Source organism: Pseudomonas fluorescens, from assembly GCF_001708445.1.
In the GTDB taxonomy this organism is placed as follows: Bacteria; Pseudomonadota; Gammaproteobacteria; order Pseudomonadales; family Pseudomonadaceae; genus Aquipseudomonas; species Aquipseudomonas gorinensis.
On record NZ_CP015637.1, the window covers coordinates 3016758 to 3036568 of the forward strand.

20 protein-coding genes are annotated in these 19811 nt (G+C 61.6%); 9 read left to right on the forward strand and 11 right to left on the reverse strand.

Translation table 11 applies throughout. The annotated features are described in order from the left end of the window. Positions 1-85 precede the first annotated feature (85 nt). Positions 86-1486, forward strand: coding sequence for a DUF1254 domain-containing protein (locus A7317_RS13370; protein ID WP_024075377.1), 1401 nt, complete (start codon positions 86-88; stop codon positions 1484-1486). Positions 1487-1498: 12 nt separating this feature from the next. Here A7317_RS13370 and A7317_RS13375 read toward each other — a convergent pair whose 3' ends face one another. From A7317_RS13375 to A7317_RS13390, 4 genes are all read right to left on the reverse strand, one after another. Next, positions 1499-2170, reverse strand: coding sequence for a DUF3313 domain-containing protein (locus A7317_RS13375; protein ID WP_024075376.1), 672 nt, complete (start codon positions 2168-2170; stop codon positions 1499-1501). 72 nt (positions 2171-2242) lie between these two features. Then, entirely contained in the window at positions 2243-2737 is a 495-nt protein-coding gene (locus A7317_RS13380; protein ID WP_024075375.1) for a hypothetical protein, read from the reverse strand. Positions 2738-2820: 83 nt separating this feature from the next. Further along, positions 2821-3285 (reverse strand): DUF934 domain-containing protein, encoded by a 465-nt coding sequence (locus tag A7317_RS13385; protein WP_024075374.1) that lies wholly within the window; start codon positions 3283-3285, stop codon positions 2821-2823. Next, a complete protein-coding gene (locus A7317_RS13390) occupies positions 3282-4946 on the reverse strand; it encodes a nitrite/sulfite reductase (RefSeq protein WP_069076024.1) in 1665 nt (554 codons plus the stop codon). The genes A7317_RS13385 and A7317_RS13390 overlap by 4 nt, the downstream gene beginning before the upstream one ends. A 237-nt stretch (positions 4947-5183) precedes the next feature. Between A7317_RS13390 and ccoN the strand changes: the two genes are divergently transcribed. From ccoN to A7317_RS13405, 3 genes are all read left to right on the forward strand, one after another. Further along, complete coding sequence (gene ccoN / locus A7317_RS13395; protein WP_069076025.1) at positions 5184-6611, forward strand: cytochrome-c oxidase, cbb3-type subunit I; 1428 nt, start codon at positions 5184-5186, stop codon at positions 6609-6611. Between the two features lies 1 nt (position 6612). Beyond that, on the forward strand, positions 6613-6822 hold the full coding sequence (locus A7317_RS13400; protein WP_024075371.1) for a hypothetical protein: 210 nt from the start codon (positions 6613-6615) through the stop codon (positions 6820-6822). Between the two features lie 90 nt (positions 6823-6912). Continuing rightward, a complete protein-coding gene (locus A7317_RS13405) occupies positions 6913-7605 on the forward strand; it encodes an aspartate/glutamate racemase family protein (protein WP_069076026.1) in 693 nt (230 codons plus the stop codon). Here the strand turns inward: A7317_RS13405 and A7317_RS13410 are convergent. The 3 genes from A7317_RS13410 to A7317_RS13420 form a co-directional block, all read right to left on the reverse strand. After that, positions 7602-8114 (reverse strand): GNAT family N-acetyltransferase, encoded by a 513-nt coding sequence (locus A7317_RS13410; protein ID WP_069076027.1) that lies wholly within the window; start codon positions 8112-8114, stop codon positions 7602-7604. The genes A7317_RS13405 and A7317_RS13410 overlap by 4 nt on opposite strands. 49 nt (positions 8115-8163) lie before the next feature. Further along, a complete protein-coding gene (locus tag A7317_RS13415) occupies positions 8164-9309 on the reverse strand; it encodes a glycerate kinase (protein WP_024075368.1) in 1146 nt (381 codons plus the stop codon). A gap of 91 nt (positions 9310-9400) precedes the next feature. Then, positions 9401-10507 carry a sugar diacid recognition domain-containing protein gene (locus A7317_RS13420; protein WP_024075367.1) on the reverse strand — a complete coding sequence of 369 codons (1107 nt, stop codon included), beginning with the start codon at positions 10505-10507 and terminating at the stop codon, positions 9401-9403. Positions 10508-10680: 173 nt separating this feature from the next. Here A7317_RS13420 and A7317_RS13425 point away from each other — a divergent pair, with 173 nt between their 5' ends. After that, positions 10681-11991, forward strand: coding sequence for an MFS transporter (locus A7317_RS13425; RefSeq protein ID WP_024075366.1), 1311 nt, complete (start codon positions 10681-10683; stop codon positions 11989-11991). A 157-nt stretch (positions 11992-12148) separates the two neighbouring features. Here the strand turns inward: A7317_RS13425 and A7317_RS13430 are convergent, their stop codons facing one another. Further along, positions 12149-12853 carry an SDR family oxidoreductase gene (locus A7317_RS13430; RefSeq protein WP_069076028.1) on the reverse strand — a complete coding sequence of 235 codons (705 nt, stop codon included), beginning with the start codon at positions 12851-12853 and terminating at the stop codon, positions 12149-12151. A gap of 101 nt (positions 12854-12954) precedes the next feature. Between A7317_RS13430 and A7317_RS13435 the strand changes: the two genes are divergently transcribed. Both A7317_RS13435 and A7317_RS13440 read left to right on the forward strand, forming a co-directional pair. Continuing rightward, entirely contained in the window at positions 12955-13857 is a 903-nt protein-coding gene (locus A7317_RS13435) for a LysR family transcriptional regulator (RefSeq protein WP_024075364.1), read from the forward strand. An 81-nt stretch (positions 13858-13938) separates the two neighbouring features. Then, positions 13939-14949, forward strand: a complete 1011-nt coding sequence (locus A7317_RS13440; RefSeq protein ID WP_069076029.1) for an aldo/keto reductase — start codon at positions 13939-13941, stop codon at positions 14947-14949. A 34-nt stretch (positions 14950-14983) separates the two neighbouring features. On the opposite strand, the gene A7317_RS13445 is transcribed toward A7317_RS13440, so the two are convergent. Next, a complete protein-coding gene (locus A7317_RS13445; RefSeq protein WP_024075362.1) occupies positions 14984-15460 on the reverse strand; it encodes an Lrp/AsnC family transcriptional regulator in 477 nt (158 codons plus the stop codon). Positions 15461-15594: 134 nt separating this feature from the next. Here A7317_RS13445 and rarD point away from each other — a divergent pair, with 134 nt between their 5' ends. Next, the gene (gene rarD / locus A7317_RS13450; protein ID WP_069076030.1) at positions 15595-16476 is read left to right on the forward strand and encodes an EamA family transporter RarD; all 882 of its coding nucleotides are present in this window, start codon (positions 15595-15597) and stop codon (positions 16474-16476) included. Positions 16477-16532: 56 nt separating this feature from the next. Here the strand turns inward: rarD and hppD are convergent, their stop codons facing one another. Together hppD and A7317_RS13460 are read right to left on the reverse strand one after the other, a co-directional pair. After that, positions 16533-17609, reverse strand: coding sequence for a 4-hydroxyphenylpyruvate dioxygenase (hppD, locus tag A7317_RS13455; RefSeq protein ID WP_024075360.1), 1077 nt, complete (start codon positions 17607-17609; stop codon positions 16533-16535). A gap of 245 nt (positions 17610-17854) precedes the next feature. After that, positions 17855-18778, reverse strand: coding sequence for a DMT family transporter (locus A7317_RS13460; RefSeq protein WP_024075359.1), 924 nt, complete (start codon positions 18776-18778; stop codon positions 17855-17857). Between the two features lie 77 nt (positions 18779-18855). On the opposite strand from A7317_RS13460, the gene A7317_RS13465 reads away from it, so the two are divergent. Then, the gene (locus A7317_RS13465) at positions 18856-19767 is read left to right on the forward strand and encodes a LysR family transcriptional regulator (protein WP_024075358.1); all 912 of its coding nucleotides are present in this window, start codon (positions 18856-18858) and stop codon (positions 19765-19767) included. Positions 19768-19811: the final 44 nt, after the last annotated feature.

Below are 19811 nucleotides of genomic sequence, written 5' to 3' on the forward strand. Positions count from 1 at the left end.
GGCCAATAAAAATGGAAACTCATGGCGCATCCGCGCCATGTACCATAACTCTCCCCACCAAGCCCCCCTGGAAGGACGCAACAACATGATTGGAAAACCGACGCGCCTGCTGTTGGCGAGCCTCTCGATACTCATGAGTACCGGTGCCTGGGCCGATTTCACGGCGACGCCGAGCGAAGCGCGGGCCATTGCCAAGGAAGCCTACTTGTATGGCTATCCAGTCGTTGAGATGTACAAGACGCTCTACACCCAGGCCGTTGATAAAGGCGGGGCCAACTTCAAGGCACCGTTCAACCATATCGGCAATACCGCCCAGGCGCTCACGCCAAAGGACACCGCATTCGCGACCCCGAACATCGACACACCCTATTCATTCGTGTGGATGGACCTGCGCAGCGAGCCGCTGGTGCTCACCCTGCCCAAGATCGAAGACGACCGTTACTACTCGGTGCAACTGATCGACCTCTATACGCAGAATTTCGCTTACCTGGGCACCCGCAGCACCGGCAACAATGGCGGCCACTACATGGTCGCCGGCCCGGACTGGAAAGGTCAGCAGCCAGTCAACGTGGACCGTGTGGTGTACAGCGAGAGCAATATTGCCTACGCCCTCTACCGCACTCAGTTGTTTGATGAAAAGGACCTGAACAAGGTCAAGCAGATTCAGAACGGCTACAAAGTGCAGTCGCTGAGCAATTACGTGAAGCAAGCCGCCCCGGCCAAGGCAGCCAAGATCCAATGGCCCAAGCCATTGGCGACCATGACCGAAGGACCGCAGTTGTTTCGCTACCTGAACTTCATGCTGGCCTTCGCCGCGCCCCAGGACAGCGAAAAAGACCTGCTGGCGCGCTTTGCCAAGATCGGCATTGCCCCTGGCGCCCCGTTCAAGGTCAACCAGTTGACGGCTGAACAGCGCAAGGCCCTGGAAGACGGCATTAGCGACGCCAGGGCGGAATTCGCAGCCTTTAAAAAGGACAAGCTCGACACCCATCAGGTCGCCAGCGCCGACCTGTTCGGCAGCCGTGACCGCCTGAAGAACAACTACCTGTACCGCTACGCTGGCGCCAACATCGGGATTTTCCGCAACTCGGCCGATGAGGCGGCGTCCCTGAGCTACCTCATCGACAGCGAGGGTAAACCCGCCAACGGCGCTCGTCACAGCTACACCGTCCACTTTGCCAAGGGCCAGCTGCCGCCGGCCGATGCATTCTGGTCGCTGACCATGTACGACGCCAAGACCAAGCTGCTGGTGCCCAATCACAAGAAGCGTTACCAGATCAACTCGCGGATGCTGCCCAACCTCAAGCTGGACGCCGACGGCGGCTTGACCCTGGCGCTGCAGCACCACGAACCGCCGAAAGAAGAACAAAGCAATTGGCTACCTGCCCCTCCTGGTCCGTTCTACGCGGTACTGCGGATTTACCTGCCCAAACCTGAGGTGGGCAACGGTGAATGGAAGCTGCCACCGCTGACCCCTCTCAAGTAGACGTTGGCGGACCTAGGGCTTTCTGAACTTCAGGGAGGACTGATGCAGGTCCGACGCCCAGCCATCGATGACGCCTTTTACATCATTGGGCGTCATCGCTTGTGCGTCGTTTTCCAGGGGTTTGCCGGTGCCTTTGCGCACGACCTGGGCGACGACGTTGCCGTTGGCCCCATCGAGAAACTGTGCCTCGGTACCCAGGATCGTGTCCTGGTCGCGAATGCCGCTGCCAGCGCTGACCGCCGCCGCGACTAACGCAACAGGCACATACTCATAGGGCTTGAGCCCCTGGGTCTTGGTGCTGACCGCCGTGATCGCTGCCCGCACCACCAATACCCCGTTGCCTGGCCCTTGCGCCAGGGGCAATGACTTGCCGAGCTCGCGCTTGAGCGCCTGGTTGAAGTAGTCGTTGATGCCGCGCAACGTGCTTTCGGGGATTTTCGTCGTGGCGTGGGGCTTGGGGTAGAACTGGGTGGGTTCGATATACACCGCGTTGTAGCGACTCACATCCAGCTTGGGGTCGACCCAGCGCATCACTTCGGCCCCCGAGGGCGACTTGGCCTCCTTAAGGCGACTGTAGTCGGAAAGGAACCCCGAATATTCATCCGGTTGTGTAACTTTGCTGGCACAGCCCACCATCCCGATCGAAGCGATGCAGAGCGTGCTGATCATTCGCCTTAGCTTCATGCTTGAACTCCTTGGCAACCATCATCAGAACGTTGAGCTGTAGGTATAGCCAATCACGGAAAAATCGCGCGCTTAGCCGCGTTCGCGGGGAATCAGGCTCTGTAACTGCGCCGCGAGGAAGTTGGCGTCGAAGCCGAAGGTGTCCGGGTCTTTCAGGCCGTTGGTCTTCTTCCAGAGCCAGTCGTTCTTATCCGCGGGCAATACCAGCGAGACACTGCCATGCCGCGCGGCGGTAAGGCCCATGACCGACACGCAGATCAACCCGCCGGCGCCCATGACCTCGGGCACGAACTCGACGTTTTTGCCGGTGATCTGCACCGTGAGTTTTTCCGTGTTGAAAGGCGATGTCTCCACCGGCATGCTCGGGCCGCTGGCCACGTAGGCTTCGCGGTGAACCTCCAGCAAGCCATGGGTCTTGACCGGTTCCAGCCACTGCTCGATCTGCTGGAACAACTCGCCGAGCTTTTGCGCCCAGCGGGCTGATTGCACATCGAACTGCTGTTTTTTATGCGCTTCGCTATCGGCGTAATGACGAAGCATCTCGCCCAGTTGCTGTACATCGTCCATTGCGGATTTCCTTGGGTGAGCCCATTTGCGAAACCCGATCATGGCAGATGCGGCGCCTGGCCGTACGATTAACGCCCGCCAGGCTATCGCCTGCGAAACAACGGCCGTGGCTCGATGGCGCTGCGGCCATACAGCACGCTCATCCCCGCCAGGCCCTTGAGGGCATCCTCGGCGGACTTGTCGGCCCGCAGCGCAAACGCATCGAACCCGCATTGACGCATATGGCTGAGTTGGTCGCGCAATACATCGCCAATTGCGCGCAACTCACCTTGCCAGCCCAGTCGCGTGCGCAACAGATAGGCTTGGCTGTAGGCACGTCCATCGCGAAAGCTGGGGAAGTCCAGGGCGATCAGCGGCAAGGTGGCGAGCCAGGGTTGCAGGTGCTCGACCTCATCATCCGGCCCCAACCACACACCCTGCCCCGCCTCATAGGCCGCCAACGGCAGGATCAACGGGCCAGGCGCTCGCACCTCGTCGCGCACCAATACCCAGGGATCATCCTCGACGATCCGCGCCACACCCTGTTCCAGCCTCAATAGGTTGATCATGCCGGCTGCCCCGCGTAGACCCGTTCCTTGAACGGCTCCAGGCCAATGCGCTGCAGCGTGTCGACAAAACGCTCCTCGCTTTCGCGATAGCGCACGAAGGTGCTGATGACTCGCTCGATCACATCGGGAATTTCCACGGCGCTGAACGATGGCCCGATCACTTTGCCCAAGGCGCTGTGCTTGCCCTGAGCGCCACCGAGGGTGATCTGGTACCACTCGCTGCCATTCTTGTCGACGCCAAGAATGCCGATATTGCCGATGTGGTGATGGCCGCAGGCATTGATGCAGCCGGAAATATTCAAGCTGATATCACCCAGGTCATGCAGGTAGTCCAGGTTATCGAAACGCTGCTGGATCGCCTGGGCGATGGGGATCGACTTGGCGTTGGCCAAGGCGCAGAAATCGCCGCCCGGGCAGGCAATGATATCGGTCAACAAGCCGATATTGGCCGCACCCAGGTCGTGTTCGCAGGCCAGTGTCCACAGGGCATGCAGCTGCTCCTTGGGCACGTCCGGCAGCACGATGTTCTGCTCATGGGCGATGCGTATTTCCCCAAAGCCGAAACGCTCTGACCACTGCGCCACGGCATCCATTTGCCGGGCGGTCACATCGCCCGGCGGCGCGCTGATTCCCGGCTTGGTGGAAAGCACCACGCTGGTGTAGCCCGGTACTTTATGTGGCATCACATTACGGCTGACCCAGCGTGCAAAGTGCGGGTTGTCCGCCAGGGCGGTGCCATAAGCCAGGCTGGTGTCGGCCAGGTGCGCATAGGCCGGTGGGACGAAGGCCGACGCCACACGGGTATATTCGGCGTCGGTCAACTGCGCCGGGCCATCGCGCAGGTACTGCCACTCTTCTTCCACCTCGCGGGAAAACGCTTCGATCCCCAGGGCCTTGACCAGTATCTTGATGCGCGCCTTGTATTTGTTATCCCGCCGACCGTGGCGGTTGTACACGCGCAATATCGCCTCGACATAGGACAACAGGTGCTGCCACGGCAACCCCTCGCGAATCATCAGCCCCAGGATTGGCGTGCGCCCCAGCCCACCGCCCACCATCACGCGCAACAGCATGTCGCCCTGGCGGTCACGGTAAAGGTACAGGCCGATGTCATGCATCATGATCGCGGCGCGGTCTTCGTCGGCCGAGCAGATGGCGATCTTGAACTTGCGGGGCAGGAACAGGAACTCCGGGTTGATGGTCGACCACTGCCGCAGGATCTCCGCCAGCGGGCGCGGGTCCAGAATCTCATCGGCGGCGACCCCGGCAAAGGCTTCCGTGGTGATATTGCGCACGCAGTTACCGGAGGTCTGGATCGCATGCATGTCGACCTGGGCCAGGCGTTCGAGGATGTCGGGCACCTGGTGCAGTTCGATCCAGTTGAATTGCAGGTTCTGCCGCGTAGTGAAATGGCCGTAGCCACGGTCGTAATCCCGTGCAATGCCAGCCAGCGTGCGCAATTGCCCGGCACTCAAGGTGCCGTAGGGGATTGCCACACGCAGCATGTAGGCATGCTTTTGCAGGTATAGGCCGTTTTGCAGGCGCAGAGGCAGGAACTCCTCCTCGCTCAGGTCGCCGGCGATAAAGCGTTCCACCTGGTCACGAAATTGCGCCACGCGCTCGAACACCAACGCCCGGTCGTATGCGTCGTATTGGTACATATCACTGCCTCATCAGGGTGGGCCGCATCCACGGTGCGGCTTCTATGGCACGACTATGCACCTGCGGCGCAGCGCGTTATAGATTCACATCCAGCGATAAAAAGCGGATCAGATGGCCTTGGAGCAGCGTTTTCAGGCTGGATGAACTGATCCGCAGTAATGAGATTTTTCTGAGTCTGTTTTGTTTTGCCCACGCTTCCTACAGTGCCACCACTTGGAACCGTGGGAGGACTGAGCATGACTACAGCAACAACCGGACAGGCCTATAACTATAAAGTCGTCCGCCAATTCGTGATCGCCACCCTCGTGTGGGGCGTGGTGGGCATGGCCATGGGCGTCTGGATCGCCTCGCAACTGGTCTGGCCCGAGATGAACCTTGACCTGCCCTGGACCACCTTTGGTCGCCTGCGACCGCTGCACACCAGCCTGGTGATCTTCGGTTTTGCCGGCAGTGCGCAATTTGCCGCCAGTTACTACGCGGTACAACGCACCTGCCAGGTTCGGCTGTTTTCCGACACGCTGGCCGCATTCACCTTCTGGGGCTGGCAGTCAGTGATCGTGATCATGCTGGTCAGCCTGCCACTGGGCTACACCACCACCAAGGAATACGCCGAGATCGAGTTCTCCGGCGCGGTGTGGATGACCGTGGTGTGGGTGGCCTATGCCATTGTGTTTTTCACCACCGTGGTGCGGCGCAAGACCGCGCATATCTACGTGGGCAACTGGTTCTTCGGCGCGTTTATCCTGGTGATCGCGATGCTGCACGTGGTCAATCACCTGGCGATCCCGGTGGACTGGTTCAAGTCCTATCCGGTCTACGCCGGGGCCACCGACGCGATGGTGCAATGGTGGTACGGACATAACGCCGTAGGATTTTTCCTGACTACCGGTTTTCTCGGGATGATGTACTACTTCGTGCCCAAACAAGTCGGGCGTCCGGTGTATTCCTATCGCCTGTCCATCGTGCACTTCTGGGCGTTGATCACCCTGTATATCTGGGCCGGCCCACACCACCTGCACTACACCGCGCTGCCGGACTGGGCACAGTCGCTGGGCATGGCGATGTCATTGATCCTGCTGGCGCCAAGCTGGGGCGGCATGATCAACGGCATGATGACCTTGTCCGGCGCCTGGCATAAGTTACGCACCGACCCGATCCTGCGCTTTTTGGTGTTGTCGCTTGCGTTCTACGGCACGTCGACCTTCGAGGGCCCGATGATGGCGATCAAGACGGTCAACGCGCTCTCCCACTACACCGACTGGACCATCGGCCACGTCCACGCCGGAGCCTTGGGCTGGGTGGCGATGATTACCTTTGGCGCGCTCTACCACATGATCCCCAAGGTATTCGGGCGTGAACAAATGCACAGCGTGCCGCTGATCAACCTGCACTTCTGGTTGGCGACCATCGGCACGGTGTTGTACATCGCCTCGATGTGGGTCAACGGCATCACCCAGGGCTTGATGTGGCGCGCGGTGAACGATGACGGCACGCTCACCTACTCGTTTGTCGAAGCCTTGCAGGCCAGCCACCCCGGCTTTGTGGTGCGTTTTGCCGGCGGCTTGTTCTTTCTCAGCGGCATGCTGCTGATGGCCTACAACACCTGGCGCACGGTGCGGGTCGCCGACTTGCATGTGGCCCAGCTCGATGCGCGGATCGCTTGATATGTGGAGTTTCCTCATACTGATATGCCTGTATGGCGCGGTGGAGTACTGCCTGCGCGGGCAGACCAACGAGAGCCTGGATGAGGCCAGTCTGATTCCCTTTGCCGACGACCCGGAAGTGGCACGGCGGGTGGAGCTGGCCACGGGAAAACCGGTCCACGCGGTGGCACCGGAAACCGCCCGGCCGGGCTGGATCAACCTGGACATGTGAAACTGCTCCGGTCATTTGCTCGGCAACTGCGTATGACTATTCGGCGACCGATGAGTAAGGTGGGGCGACATTCCTTGTCAGGAGCATCGCATGCGCACCATCGGCCTTATCGGCGGCATGAGCTGGGAGTCCAGCGCCGAGTACTACCGCATCATCAACCAGCACGTGCGCGACCAGCTCGGCCCGCTGCGCTCGGCGCAATTGTTGATGTACAGCGTGGACTTCGGCCCGGTGGAACAGGCCCAGCATGCCGGGCGTTGGGACGACGCCGCGCTGATCCTGGAAGATGCCGCGCGCCGCTTGCAGGCCGGGGGAGCCGAGTGCGTAGTGCTGTGTACCAATACCATGCACCTGGTGGCGCCGCGTATTGAGGCGGCGGTGTCGATCCCATTCCTGCATATCGCCGATGCCGCCAGTGCGGCGGCCGTCGAAGCGGGCACCTTGACGGTCGGCTTGCTCGGCACGGCGTTCACCATGGAGCAGGACTTTCTCAAATCACGCCTGGCCGCCCAGGGCTTGACCGTGCTGGTGCCCGAGGCGCATGAACGCCAGGCGGTACACCGGATCATCTATGAGGAGTTGTGTGTGGGGGTGATCAGCGAGGCGTCCCGCCAGGTATACCAGCGGGTGATCGAGTCCCTGGGCGCGCGCGGCGCCCAGGCCATCATCCTCGGGTGTACGGAAATCAGCCTGCTGATCAAGCCGGAACACAGCGACCTGCCGCTGCTGGACACCACCGAGCTGCATGCGCAGGCTGCGGTGGCGTTTGCCTTGCAGGATTAAGCCGACCGACGCAGGCGCGCCATGCTCAGGGTGTCGACGAAGACGCCATCACGCAGGGCGTAATCGCGCAGCCGCCCTTCGACTTCGAAGCCGAACTTGCGATACAGGTTATGCGCGGCTTCGTTGTCGGCATACACCGTGAGTTCGACACGGTGCAGGTTCATCCAGTTGTCGGCCACGTCCAGCGCAGCGGCCAACAACCGCGAGCCCACCCCCTTGCCTTGCCAAGCCGTGGCCACGCCCATGCCGAACGATCCCACATGGGCCTGGCGTACGCGCAGGTACTGTTCCAGGCCAAGCTGGCCAATCACTTCCCCCCCATGCAGCGCCACCAGTTGGAGCCGCCGCTCGTTGTCCATCACCAGGCGTTTGCGCCAGGTTTCAGCGGACTGGAAAGGCATCTGCAGCACCTGACGGCACACGGCCGGCTCGTTGTAGAGCGCGGCGACGCCTTCAAGGTGGGCTTCGGTAAAGCGCTGGATCACGATATGGGGTTCAGGCGGGTGCATTGTGTTTCATCCTTTGAAAGACAAGTGGCCGCCCAGTGTAGGGGTGGCTCTATCGGCGGTGCAACGCCGCCAACCGCCACACCCGCGCAATATCCGCCGACCTCTCCCGCAACAAGCGCGGTGCCTCACTGCACGCCTGCTCCAGGCTCATCGGCCCGGAGGGCAAAGCAAAAGCCGCCGCCACCCCATGGGCGTACATCTGCTCGTAGCCCTCGCCCAGGGTGCCGGCGATCACGATGACAGGGACGTTGTGCCGGTGAGCGATACGCGCCACACCAAACGGGGTTTTGCCCCGCAGGGTCTGGGCGTCGAAGCGGCCTTCGCCGGTGATCACCAGGTCGGCGCCGCGTACGGCTTCGTCGAGGCCCACCAGTTCGGCCACCACCTCCACACCGGCGCGGAACTGTGCGCCCAGAAAGGCCTTGGCGGCGAAGCCCAGGCCACCGGCGGCACCGCTGCCGGGCTCGTCGCGCACGTCCCTGGGCAGGACCTGGGCGCAATGGTCGGCAAAGTGGCCAAGGGCGGCGTCCAGCTGTTGGACTTGCTCGGGGTTGGCGCCTTTCTGCGGGCCGAAAATCGCCGAGGCGCCGTGGGGACCGCATAACGGATTGTTCACGTCGGCGGCGATGTCGAAACGCACTTGGGCCAGGCGCGGGTCCAGTTGCTCGAGGCTGATACGTGCCAGTTGGCCCAACGCCAGGCCACCCGGTGCCAGGGCCTGATCTTCGGCGTCGAACAGTTGCACACCAAGGGCCTGCATGGCCCCCGCGCCGCCGTCGTTGGTCGCGCTGCCACCAATCGCCAGGATGATGCGTTGGGCGCCAGCATCCAGGGCCGCGCGGATCAGTTCGCCGGTGCCATAGGTGGTGGTCCGGCATGCATCGCGCTGGCCTGGCGGCACCCGTTGCAGGCCACTGGCCTCGGCCATTTCGATGATGGCGGTGTGGCTGTCGGCCAACCAGCCCCAACGCGCGTCAACCGTCGCGCCGAGCGGGCCGCGTACGCGCTGGTGACGCAGCTCGCCATTGCACGCCGCAAGCACCGAATCCACCGTACCTTCACCGCCATCCGCCATCGGGCACTGGATCAACTGTGCATCCGGCCAGACCTGGGCCAAGCCTTCGGCAATGGCCTGGGCGACGCCGTCGGCACTCAGGCTGTCCTTGAACGAGTCGGGGGCGATGATGATTTTCATGGGCTTTCTCCGGTTTTTATGACGCCCATGCTGCCAGTTGGCTCCGGGAATAACGCCGGTCCGATGCACAAGTGCGGGTGGGGTTTGTTGTTCATTCGGACAAAGGCTGGGGCAATAGCTGCACGCCAAGGTACAGCGCGAGCATGCCATCGAGGGTCAGCGGGTCGACGCCGCTCAGCTCGGCGATGCGTTCCATGCGGTAGCGCAGGCTGTTACGGTGGATACCCAAGGCATCGGCGCAAGCCTGGCTTTGCCCATCGTGATCGCACCAGCTGCGCAACGTGGCCAGGAGTTGGCCGTTGCTGTCTTTGGCCAGCACTTTGCGCAAGGGGTTGAGCAGTTCGTCCAGCGCATCGTCGTTGCGATGGCGCCACAGCATCACCGGCAGACGGTAACGGTTGAGGGTCAACAGGCGCGACTGGGGCAAGATATCGCGCCCATAGGCCAACAAATCGCCGACCCTGCGGTAGCATCGACGCAATCCCGCCAGCCCATCGGCCTGCCCGCCAACGGCGACGCGCAGGATGTTCCAGCCCAGGCCCTGAAGCTTCTCCAGCAGGCGGAGGTTGTCCACCGGCACGGCTGCCGGTCGGCACCACAGCAGGGAAAACTGCGCCGAGCTCACACACCAGCTGTCCGGGTAGCGCGATGTCAGCCAGGCACTCAAGGCCTCCGCCGATTGCCCCACCCCCAATTCGAACAGGTAAGGCGTGCGTGCCATCTGCGGTTTGAGCCCCAGTTGTTGGGCTTCGTCCACCAGGCGGGGAGAGTCGCCGCTGTCAGCCAGCAACAAGGCGAGCAGATCGTCGCAGCGCTGGCGCCGCCATTGTTGTTCAACCTGCTGGTGACGTTGGCTGACCAACATTTCGGCGGTCATGCGCACCAGCTCGGCATAGGTGCGCAGCCCTTCCGGCTCGCCGGTGATGCCCAGCACGCCGATCAGACGTTGGTCATGCATCAACGGCAGGTTGATACCGGGCTGTACGCCTTTGAGGTGCTTGGCAGTCTGCCCATCGATTTCGACCACGCGGCCATTGGCCAATACCAGTTGCGCCCCTTCGTGGCGGGTGTTGATGCGTTCGGGCTCACCGCTGCCGAGGATCAGGCCCTGGCTGTCCATGACGTTGACGTTGTGGGGCAGGATCGCCATGGTGCGGTCGACGATATCCTGCGCCAAGTCATGATCCAGCTCGAACATGGGGCCATCTCCTGGAAAGAAGTCGTTGAAAGGGAGGGTTGTTCATCGGCACAGCGCAAACGATGCTTCACTGTGCGCGAGCACAAAGACAGCACCCCGCCAGGTGGCCGAGACTCGTTGGGCGATCAACGTTACCTGCGCATCGCGAAAAATCATAATAAAGAGAGATCCCCATGTCACAGAGCGCCGCTGCCACACTGGCCACCGATGACGATAAAAACGCCATCTACAAGCGCATCACCCTGCGCCTGATTCCCTTCATCTTCATCTGCTATCTGTTCAACTACCTCGACCGGGTAAACGTTGGCTTTGCCAAGTTGCAGATGCTCGATGCCTTGAAGTTCAGCGAAACCGTCTACGGCCTTGGCGCCGGGATTTTCTTTATCGGCTACGTGCTGTGCGGCGTGCCGAGCAACCTGGCGTTGACCAGGTTCGGCCCACGACGCTGGATTGCATTGATGATGATCGTCTGGGGCACGCTGTCGACCTGCCTGTTGTTTGTCACCACGCCGACGCACTTCTATACCTTGCGCCTGTTTACCGGTGCCGCAGAAGCGGGCTTCTTTCCCGGCGTGGTGTTGTACCTCTCGCAGTGGTTCCCGACGTTCCGCCGTGGTCGCATCATGGCCTTGTTCATGTCGGCGATCCCGGTCTCCGGCTTGCTCGGCAGCCCGTTCTCCGGCTGGATTCTCAACCACTTCGCTGCCGGCCAAGGCGGCCTCGCGGGCTGGCAGTGGATGTTCCTGCTGCAAGGCATCCCGACCGTGATCCTCGGCGCCCTCGCCTACTTCCTGCTCAGTGACAGCTTCGCCAACGCCAAGTGGCTCAAACCCCATGAGCGCGCGGTGCTGGAGGCCGACCAAGCGACGGACTTGGCGAACAAGCCGAAAACCACCACGGACTCCCTGGGAGAAGTGTTCAAGAATCCGGCGATCTGGGCTTTCGGTCTGATCTACTTCTGCATCCAGAGCGGCGTGTACGCGATCAACTTCTGGCTGCCGTCGATCATCAAGAACCTGGGGTTCAGCGATAACCTGGTGATTGGCTGGCTCAGCGCGATTCCCTATCTGCTGGCCGCGGTATTCATGTTGCTGGTGGGCCGCTCCGCCGACCTGCGCAAGGAACGGCGCTGGCACTTGGTGGTGCCGATGCTGATGGGCGCAATCGGCCTGGTCATCGCGGTGAATTTCGCCACCACGCCGGCCATTGCGATTCTTGGCCTGACCATCGCGACCATGGGCGCCCTCACCGGCCTGCCGATGTTCTGGCCGGTACCGACCGCCATGCTCAGCGCAGGCGCAGCAGCCGGTGGCTTGGCGCTGATCAACTCCATGGGCCAGATGGCCGGCTTCCTCAGCCCGTATATCGTCGGCTTTGTGAAGGATGCCACCGGGTCGACGGATATGGCGCTGTACTTGCTGGCGGCGGTGATTGTCGCGGGCAGTGTGTTGGCGTTACGCATGACGCGGACCTTGAAGGCCTGACGCCGTTTATGTAGGAGCAAGCTTGCTCGCGAAAAACGTCAACGATAACGCGTGTTTCCTGAATCAACGCGGTGCCAGTGAGTTTTTCGCGAGCAAGCTCGCTCCTACAGAAGGCGAGGTACGCTTAACTGGGAGACCCGTTTGCCGGGCGATAGCGCTACAGCAGACCGCCGCCGTCGATATCGATCACGGCACCGGTCATAAAGCCATTCTCCATGGCCAGCACATACCCGGCCGCCACCTCCTCCGCTTGCCCCACGCGCCCTACCGGCAACGCGCCGCCCGCCTTGGCAAACATCGCCAGCCGTTGTTCTTCAGCCAGCCCGGCATATGCCGGTGTGTCGATCACGCCTGGGCTGATCACATTGACCCGACGCGGTGCCAGCTCCTTGGCCAGTTGCTTGCCCAATGCTTCAGTGGCGGCGTTGATGCCGGTCTTGATGAACTGCCCCGGTGCCAATTTTCTCCCCAACTGGCCAGAGGTCAGGCTGATGCTGCCGCGCTCATGCATAAAAGGCAGGGCCAACTGGATGGCGCGCAGTGAACCCCAGAGCTTCACGTTGAAATTGTCCTGGGCTTCGTCCAGGTCCGTTTCGACCAGGGGTTTGGCCCGTACCGAAGGGCCCGAGGTATAGACCAGGTGGTCAAAGCGCCCCACGCGTTCGAACAGTTGCTGGAGGGAGTTGGCGTCGGTCACGTCCACCGGTTCGCTGCGCACGCCGTTATCGACGCCGGAGGACAGGCGTCGGCCAGCCAACACCACCTGCGCACCACGTGCGGTCGCCGCCTTGGCCACGGCGGCACCGATACCGCTGCTGCCGCCGATCACGATCACGGTTTGACCGCTGAGGGAGGATGTCATGGGGAAATGTCCTGGGTTAGAAAGTGAGCGTTCATCTTCCCAGCTTGGCAATCGACGAAAAATCCCGGTAAAACGACAGGATCTTTAAAGGATTTTTATAAATGAGCTCGATTCTCGACCTGGAAGTCTTTGTTCGCACCGCCGACACCGGCAGCCTGTCTGCCGCCGCACGCAGCCTGGGGCTGAGCCCGGCCGCCGCCAGCATCGCCCTCAAGCGCCTGGAAACCCGCCTGGGCAGTCGCCTGCTGGCCCGCTCCACACGCAGCATGCGCCTGACCGAAGAGGGTCGGCGTTACCTCGACAGCGTGCGCGAGGCGCTGGCGACGCTGGCCGAGGGTGAGCAAGCGCTCAGGCAGCAAAGCCATGGCTTGACCGGGTTGTTGCAGTTGGCGGCGCCGTCGGATTTCGGGCGCAACGTGGTGCTGGGCTGGCTGGATGCGTTCAAGCTCGAGCACCCCAACATCCGTTTGCAATTGATGCTCAACGACAGCAATGCCGACCTGTTCCGCGAAACCGTCGACATCGCCCTGCGTTTCGGTGTCCCCCGGGACTCCAGCCTGGTGGCGCTGCCGGTGGTGCCCGATCATCGACGCATCCCCTGCGCCAGCCCCGACTACCTGGCGCGCCATGGCACGCCGCGCACCCCGACGGAGCTGGCGCAACACAACACGCTGCGCTACATGCGCCAGGGGCGCGCCAACAACACCTGGTACTTTCGCCAAGGCGCCGTGCTCCAGGAAGTCGAGGTGACGGGCGATTACCTGAGCGATGACGGTGAAATCGTGCGGCGCTGGGCATTGGCCGGCCATGGCATCGCCTATAAGGCCAACCTGGATATCGCCCGCGACCTCAAGGCCGGACGCCTGGTGCAACTGCTGCCGGACTGGCAGGGCGAACCGACGCCGTTCAACCTGATGTGCCCCCACCGCCTGCAAGTGTCGGAGCGGGTGAAGGTGTTGCACCGTTTTTTACAGGTGCGCTGCCAGGCCTTGCTGAACGAATGAAGAAACGCGCGCAGGGCTTGTTCCAGAGCCTGCGAGTCTGGTATTGCATAACGTACATTTGCGCGTTTCGAGGAGCTTTCCATGATTTACCGCACACTGGGCCAGTCCGGCTTGAAGGTCAGCGCGCTGACCCTGGGCACTATGATGTTTGGCGAACAGACCAGCACCGAGGACTCGCTGCGCATCATCGACAAGGCCTGGGACCAGGGCATCAACTTTATCGACACGGCCGACGTCTACACCGGCGGGCGCTCCGAAGAAATCGTCGGTGAGGCCATCGTGCGTCATCGCGAGGACTGGGTGGTGGCCTCGAAAGTCGGCATCGGCCCCGTCGACGGCGTACCCAACCGCAGCGGTTTGAACCGCAAGCGGATTTTCAACGCGCTGGAAGCCAGCCTGAGGCGCCTGGACACGGATTACCTGGACATCTACTACCTGCACCGCGAAGACCACGGCACGCCGCTGGAGGTGACCGTGTCGGCGATCGGCGACCTGATTCGCCAAGGCAAGATCCGCTATTGGGGCCTGTCCAACTACCGGGGCTGGCGCATTGCCGAGGTGATCCGCGTGGCCGAGCGCCTGGGTGTCGACAAGCCGATCATCAGCCAACCGCTGTACAACATCGTCAATCGCCAGGCCGAGGTCGAACAGCTCACCGCCGCCGCCGCGTACGGCCTGGGCGTGGTGCCTTACAGCCCATTGGCCCGGGGCGTGCTCAGCGGCAAGTATGCGCCCGACGTCACCCCTGAACCGAGCAGCCGCGCCGCGCGCCAGGACAAACGCATCCTGGAAACCGAATGGCGCGTAGAGTCACTGCGAATTGCCCAGCAGATCCAGCACTACACCCAAGGGCGCGGTGTGGGGATGGTCGAGTTTGCGATTGCCTGGGTGCTGAACAACTCGGCAGTGAGTTCGGCGATCGTCGGGCCTCGTACCGAAGCCCAGTGGGACGCCTACACCGGAGCGCTGGATGTGCACATCAGCGCTGAGGATGAAGCGTTCATTGACTCACTGGTGACACCGGGGCATTCGTCGACGCCGGGGTTCAATGACGTGGGCCACTTCGTCTCCGGGCGAATCGCGCGACCTTGAGCCGACGCCCATCGCTTGGATGTGCGCCGCTGGCTCAGTCCAGCGGCACATCCAGGCTGACCTTGACCCGGTCCATCACCACGATGCTGCGGAACCACTTGATATTGCGGTTCTCGTAGAACAACTGCCGGGCCAGGGTCTCGTATGCCTTCATGGTCTCCACCACGATCACCAACATGAAATCCGCATCGCCAGTGACGTAATAGCACTGCTGCACCTGGGGAATCGACATCTGCGCCTTGAGTACATCAAGGTCTTCGATGTGCGTGCGTTCGGCGTGCACCTCCACCAGGATCGTGATCGGCTTGCCCAGCGCCTCCTGGTTGACCACCGCCGTATTAGCCGTGATCACCCCGCTCTGCTGCATGCGTTTGATTCGCCGCTGCACGGCAGCCGTCGACAAGTTGACCTGCTCGCCAATCACCCGCAGGGCGGTGGTGTTGTCATGTTGCAGGTGCTTGAGAATCGCCACATCGAATGCGTCGAGGGGTGGCTGCGGGGGGATGGACATCCGTACGAACCCTGGGTGTGAGAAAATTTCCCATAAGATGCCCCAAAACAGAGCAAACGTCTCAGCTCAAAAGCAATATATTCCCAGCCTGAAATCCCCCCTCTTTTTTAGCTATCGGTTTTCGCGAGGACAGCGTGTCTAAAGGTGTTGTGTTATCGGTATCGGCCTCGGTGTTATTTGCCGTGATGTATTACTTCACGTCATTGCTCACGCCATTGAGCGGCCTGGAGATTTTTGGCTGGCGCATGTTGCTGACCGTGCCGTGCATGACGGTGTTCATGCTCGTTACTGGCGAATGGCGACGGGTGTGGGAACTGTTGCGCAGGTTGGCGGCCCAGCCACGGCTGATTGCCGGGGTGGTGGTGTCCTCGGCTTTGCTCGGGGTGCAACTGTGGCTGTTTATGTGGGCGCCGCTCAACGGGCGCAGCCTGGACGTGTCGGTGGGGTACTTCCTGCTGCCGCTGACCATGGTGCTGACCGGGCGCCTGGTGTATGGCGAACGCCTTTCGCGCCTGCAACAGATTGCCTTGGTCTTCGCCGCCCTGGGGGTGCTGAACGAGTTGTATCAGGCGGGCGGTTTTTCCTGGGCCACGTTGGTGGTGATCATCGGCTACCCGGTGTATTTCGTTGTGCGCAAATACCTGGCAACCGACCACTTGGGCGGGTTGTGGCTGGACATGGCGTTGATGCTGCCGGTGGCCTGGTGGTTCGTGCAAAGCGGCGAACAAGGCTTCGCGGTGCTGGATGCCTATCCGAAGCTGTACGCACTGATCCCGATGCTGGGCTTGATCAGCGCTTCGGCGCTGGTGAGCTATATCATTGCCAGCCGCTTGCTGGCGTTCAGCCTGTTCGGCCTGCTCAGCTATGTGGAGCCGGTGTTGCTGCTCGGCGTGGCGTTGCTGCTGGGTGAAGGGATCAAGGCCGGGCAATGGCTGACGTACATTCCGATCTGGCTGGCGGTGATGGTGCTGGTATATGAAGGCTTCAAGCACCTGGTGCGCCAGCGAAAAGCCTGACGCCAGGCAAAAAAAATCGCCCGGCCGAGGCAGACCTCGACCGGGCGGTTTTTTGTTCAGTCGGCGGTCAATACACCGCGACGTACCTGGTCACGCTCGATCGACTCGAACAACGCCTTGAAGTTGCCCTCCCCGAACCCATCGTCGCCCTTACGCTGGATGAATTCGAAGAACACCGGGCCCATCAGGGTTTCCGAGAAAATCTGCAGCAACAGGCGCTTGTCGCCTTCAATGGACGAGCCGTCCAACAGAATGCCACGCGCTTGCAGTTGGTCCACGGGTTCGCCGTGGTTCGGCAGGCGGCCTTCGAGCATTTCGTAGTAGGTGTCCGGCGGTGCCGTCATGAAACGCATGCCCATGCGCTTCAACGCGTCCCAGGTCTTGACCAGGTCGTCGGTGAGGAACGCCACGTGCTGGATGCCCTCGCCGTTGAACTGCATCAGGAACTCTTCGATCTGCCCTGCGCCCTTGGACGACTCTTCGTTCAACGGGATGCGGATCATGCCATCCGGGGCGCTCATGGCCTTGGAAGTCAGGCCGGTGTATTCACCCTTGATGTCGAAGTAGCGGGCTTCACGGAAATTGAACAGCTTCTCGTAGAAGTTGGCCCAGTAAGCCATGCGCCCGCGGTACACGTTGTGGGTCAAGTGATCGATGACCTTGAGGCCGGCGCCTACCGGGTTGCGCTCCACGCCTTCGAGGTACACGAAATCGATGTCATAGATCGAGCTGCCCTCACCGAACCGGTCGATCAGGTACAGCGGTGCTCCGCCAATCCCCTTGATGGCCGGCAGGTTCAGTTCCATCGGCCCGGTTTCGATATGGATCGGTTGCGCGCCCAACTCCAGGGCACGGTTGTAGGCTTTTTGTGAATCCTTGACGCGAAACGCCATGCCACACACCGACGGGCCGTGTTCGGCGGCGAAATACGAGGCGATGCTGTGGGGCTCGTTGTTGAGGATCAGGTTGATCTCGCCCTGGCGATACAGCTCCACGTTCTTGGAACGGTGGGTCGCGACCTTGGTGAAGCCCATGATCTCGAAGATCGGTTCCAGGGTGCCGGGGGTGGGCGATGCGAATTCAATAAATTCAAAGCCCATCAGGCCCATCGGGTTTTCGTATTGGTCTGCCATGTTCGGCGCCTCATCATGCTTATGATTAACGGATATCAATTGCCAGCAAGGATGAAGCGCGAGGGCGGTGCACACGAGAGGCCCCGCACGCTGCGGGCGAGGAAATCACCAAAGATGAGGGGGGAGCCGAGTAGCTTCATGGTTACATCAGTCTCTGACGGCCGAGGCTTGCGTGAGCGCAAGTCCATATTCTTGTATGCGTAAATCGATTCTACACAGCGTAACCGAGTTTGTCCGTACTCTTATCAAATCCCCATTGCCCTGACCCGCGCAAGGGGTTTGTTGCACAGGTAGATCCCCAGCAGGATGACCGCGCCCCCCATCAGCATCGGCGCAGTCAGAGGCTCTCCCAGCAGCAATGCGCCACAGATCACGGCCGTCAGCGGATTGAGCGCGATAAATACCCCGGAACGTGTCGCACCAATGCGCCGGATACCCTCGTAGTAGCCGATATACGCCAGGGCCGAGCCCAGCACACCCAGGTACAGCAAGCTCAAGAGTTGTGGCAGATGAACGTTGCCGAGTGCTGCGGTGGTGAAGCTTCCCGTGGCCAACGTGGCAGTGCCCAGCATCGACGTCCCCAGCAATATCGACCAGGTCACCGTCTGCAAGGGGCCCAGGCTTTGGTTGAGTCCACGAGACAGCAGCGAGTAGACGCCCCACCCCGCCACGCAGCCGAGAATGAGCAGGTCGCCGATCCAGGCGTGGCTGGCCCCCTGCAACACGTGCGGGTTGCGGCTGACGATCACCGCCGCCGCGCCAACCAGGCACAACACGATGCCCAGCCACTGGGCGCGACCCAGGCGCTCCTTGAACCACAGCCAGGACGCCAGGCCGATCACCGCCGGGTTCAGCGCGACGATCAGTGATGCCCGCGAAGCATTGATGTACTGCAGCCCATAGAAGAAGCACAGGTTGTAGAAAAAGATCCCAAAAAACCCCAATACCGCCAACCGTGCCAGTTGGCGGGGGCTTGGGCGTACCAGCGCAATGCGCGCGCAAGCCAGGTACAGCAGCAGCGCCAGGCTCGCCAGGAGAAAACGCAGGCTGGCGGCCAGCAATGGATTGATCTGATCGGCCAGGTAACGCCCGGCGACGAAGGTGCCGCCCCAGACCATGGTAACGGCGGCGAGTTTGCAGTAAGTCAGGCGATCCGGGCTGGGGCTCATAGAAAGTTGCTCGAGGGGCGAAAGAATGCAGTTATTCTTTTGCTAATACTTCCTCATCGTAAAATGAGTGTTTGCTCATGACCCTGACTCAATTGGAAATCTTTGCCCTGGTTGCCGAGCTGCAAGGCTTTACCAGTGCGGCCCACCGGCTGGGCATCAGCCAATCCGCGGTATCCCACGCCATCAAGGCGCTGGAGCAGGAGTTGGGCGTGGAACTGTTTCGACGTCACCAAACCCTGGTGGAGCCGAGCGATATTGGCCAGCAATTACTCGGACGCGCCCGTGCCATGCTGGGCCTGGCCAACACCCTGCAACAGGAGGCCGCCGATGCCCGAGGCATGAAGCGCGGCACCTTGCGCATCGGTTCGTTTGGGCCCACTGCGTCAAATCGCTTGCTGCCGAGCATTCTCAGGCGGTTTCGCGCAGCGCATCCCGGCATTGAAGTGCACGTGGACGAGGGGCCTGATCGGCAAGTACTCCAGTGGCTGGATGAGCGGCGTATCGACGTCGGTTTCGTGGTACTGGAACAAGAGCGCCTCGATACCTTTGCGGTGTTCGAAGACCAGTTGGTGGCGCTGTTGCCCGCCGATCATCCCCTGGCCGCACGAGAGGCCCTGACCCTGCGAGACCTGTGTGACGATCCGTTCATTCTCACCGAGGCCGGCTCCTCGGAGTTGGTCACTCGCCTGTTCAGCGCGGCCCGGTTGCAGCCGAAGGTACGCTATCGCTGCGCCCAACTGCTCAGCACCCTGGAAGCGGTCAGTCGTGGCGATGGCCTGAGCATCGTGGCAGAAGCCTCGTTACCGCAGGCAAGCGACCCGCGTTATGTCAAACGCGCGTTGTCACCCCGCGTGCCGCGCCAGATCGGCCTGGCCGTGCTGGACCGGCGTCAGTCGTCTCCTGCCACGCTGGCCTTTATCGCGATGGCACAGGCCCCGGGAATGGCGAGCATATTTCCAGCCGGCCATCTATCATCGACGCATCCCTGACCGGCCTACCGGTACATTCCCCCACTGTGTAACAGGCCGTAGAA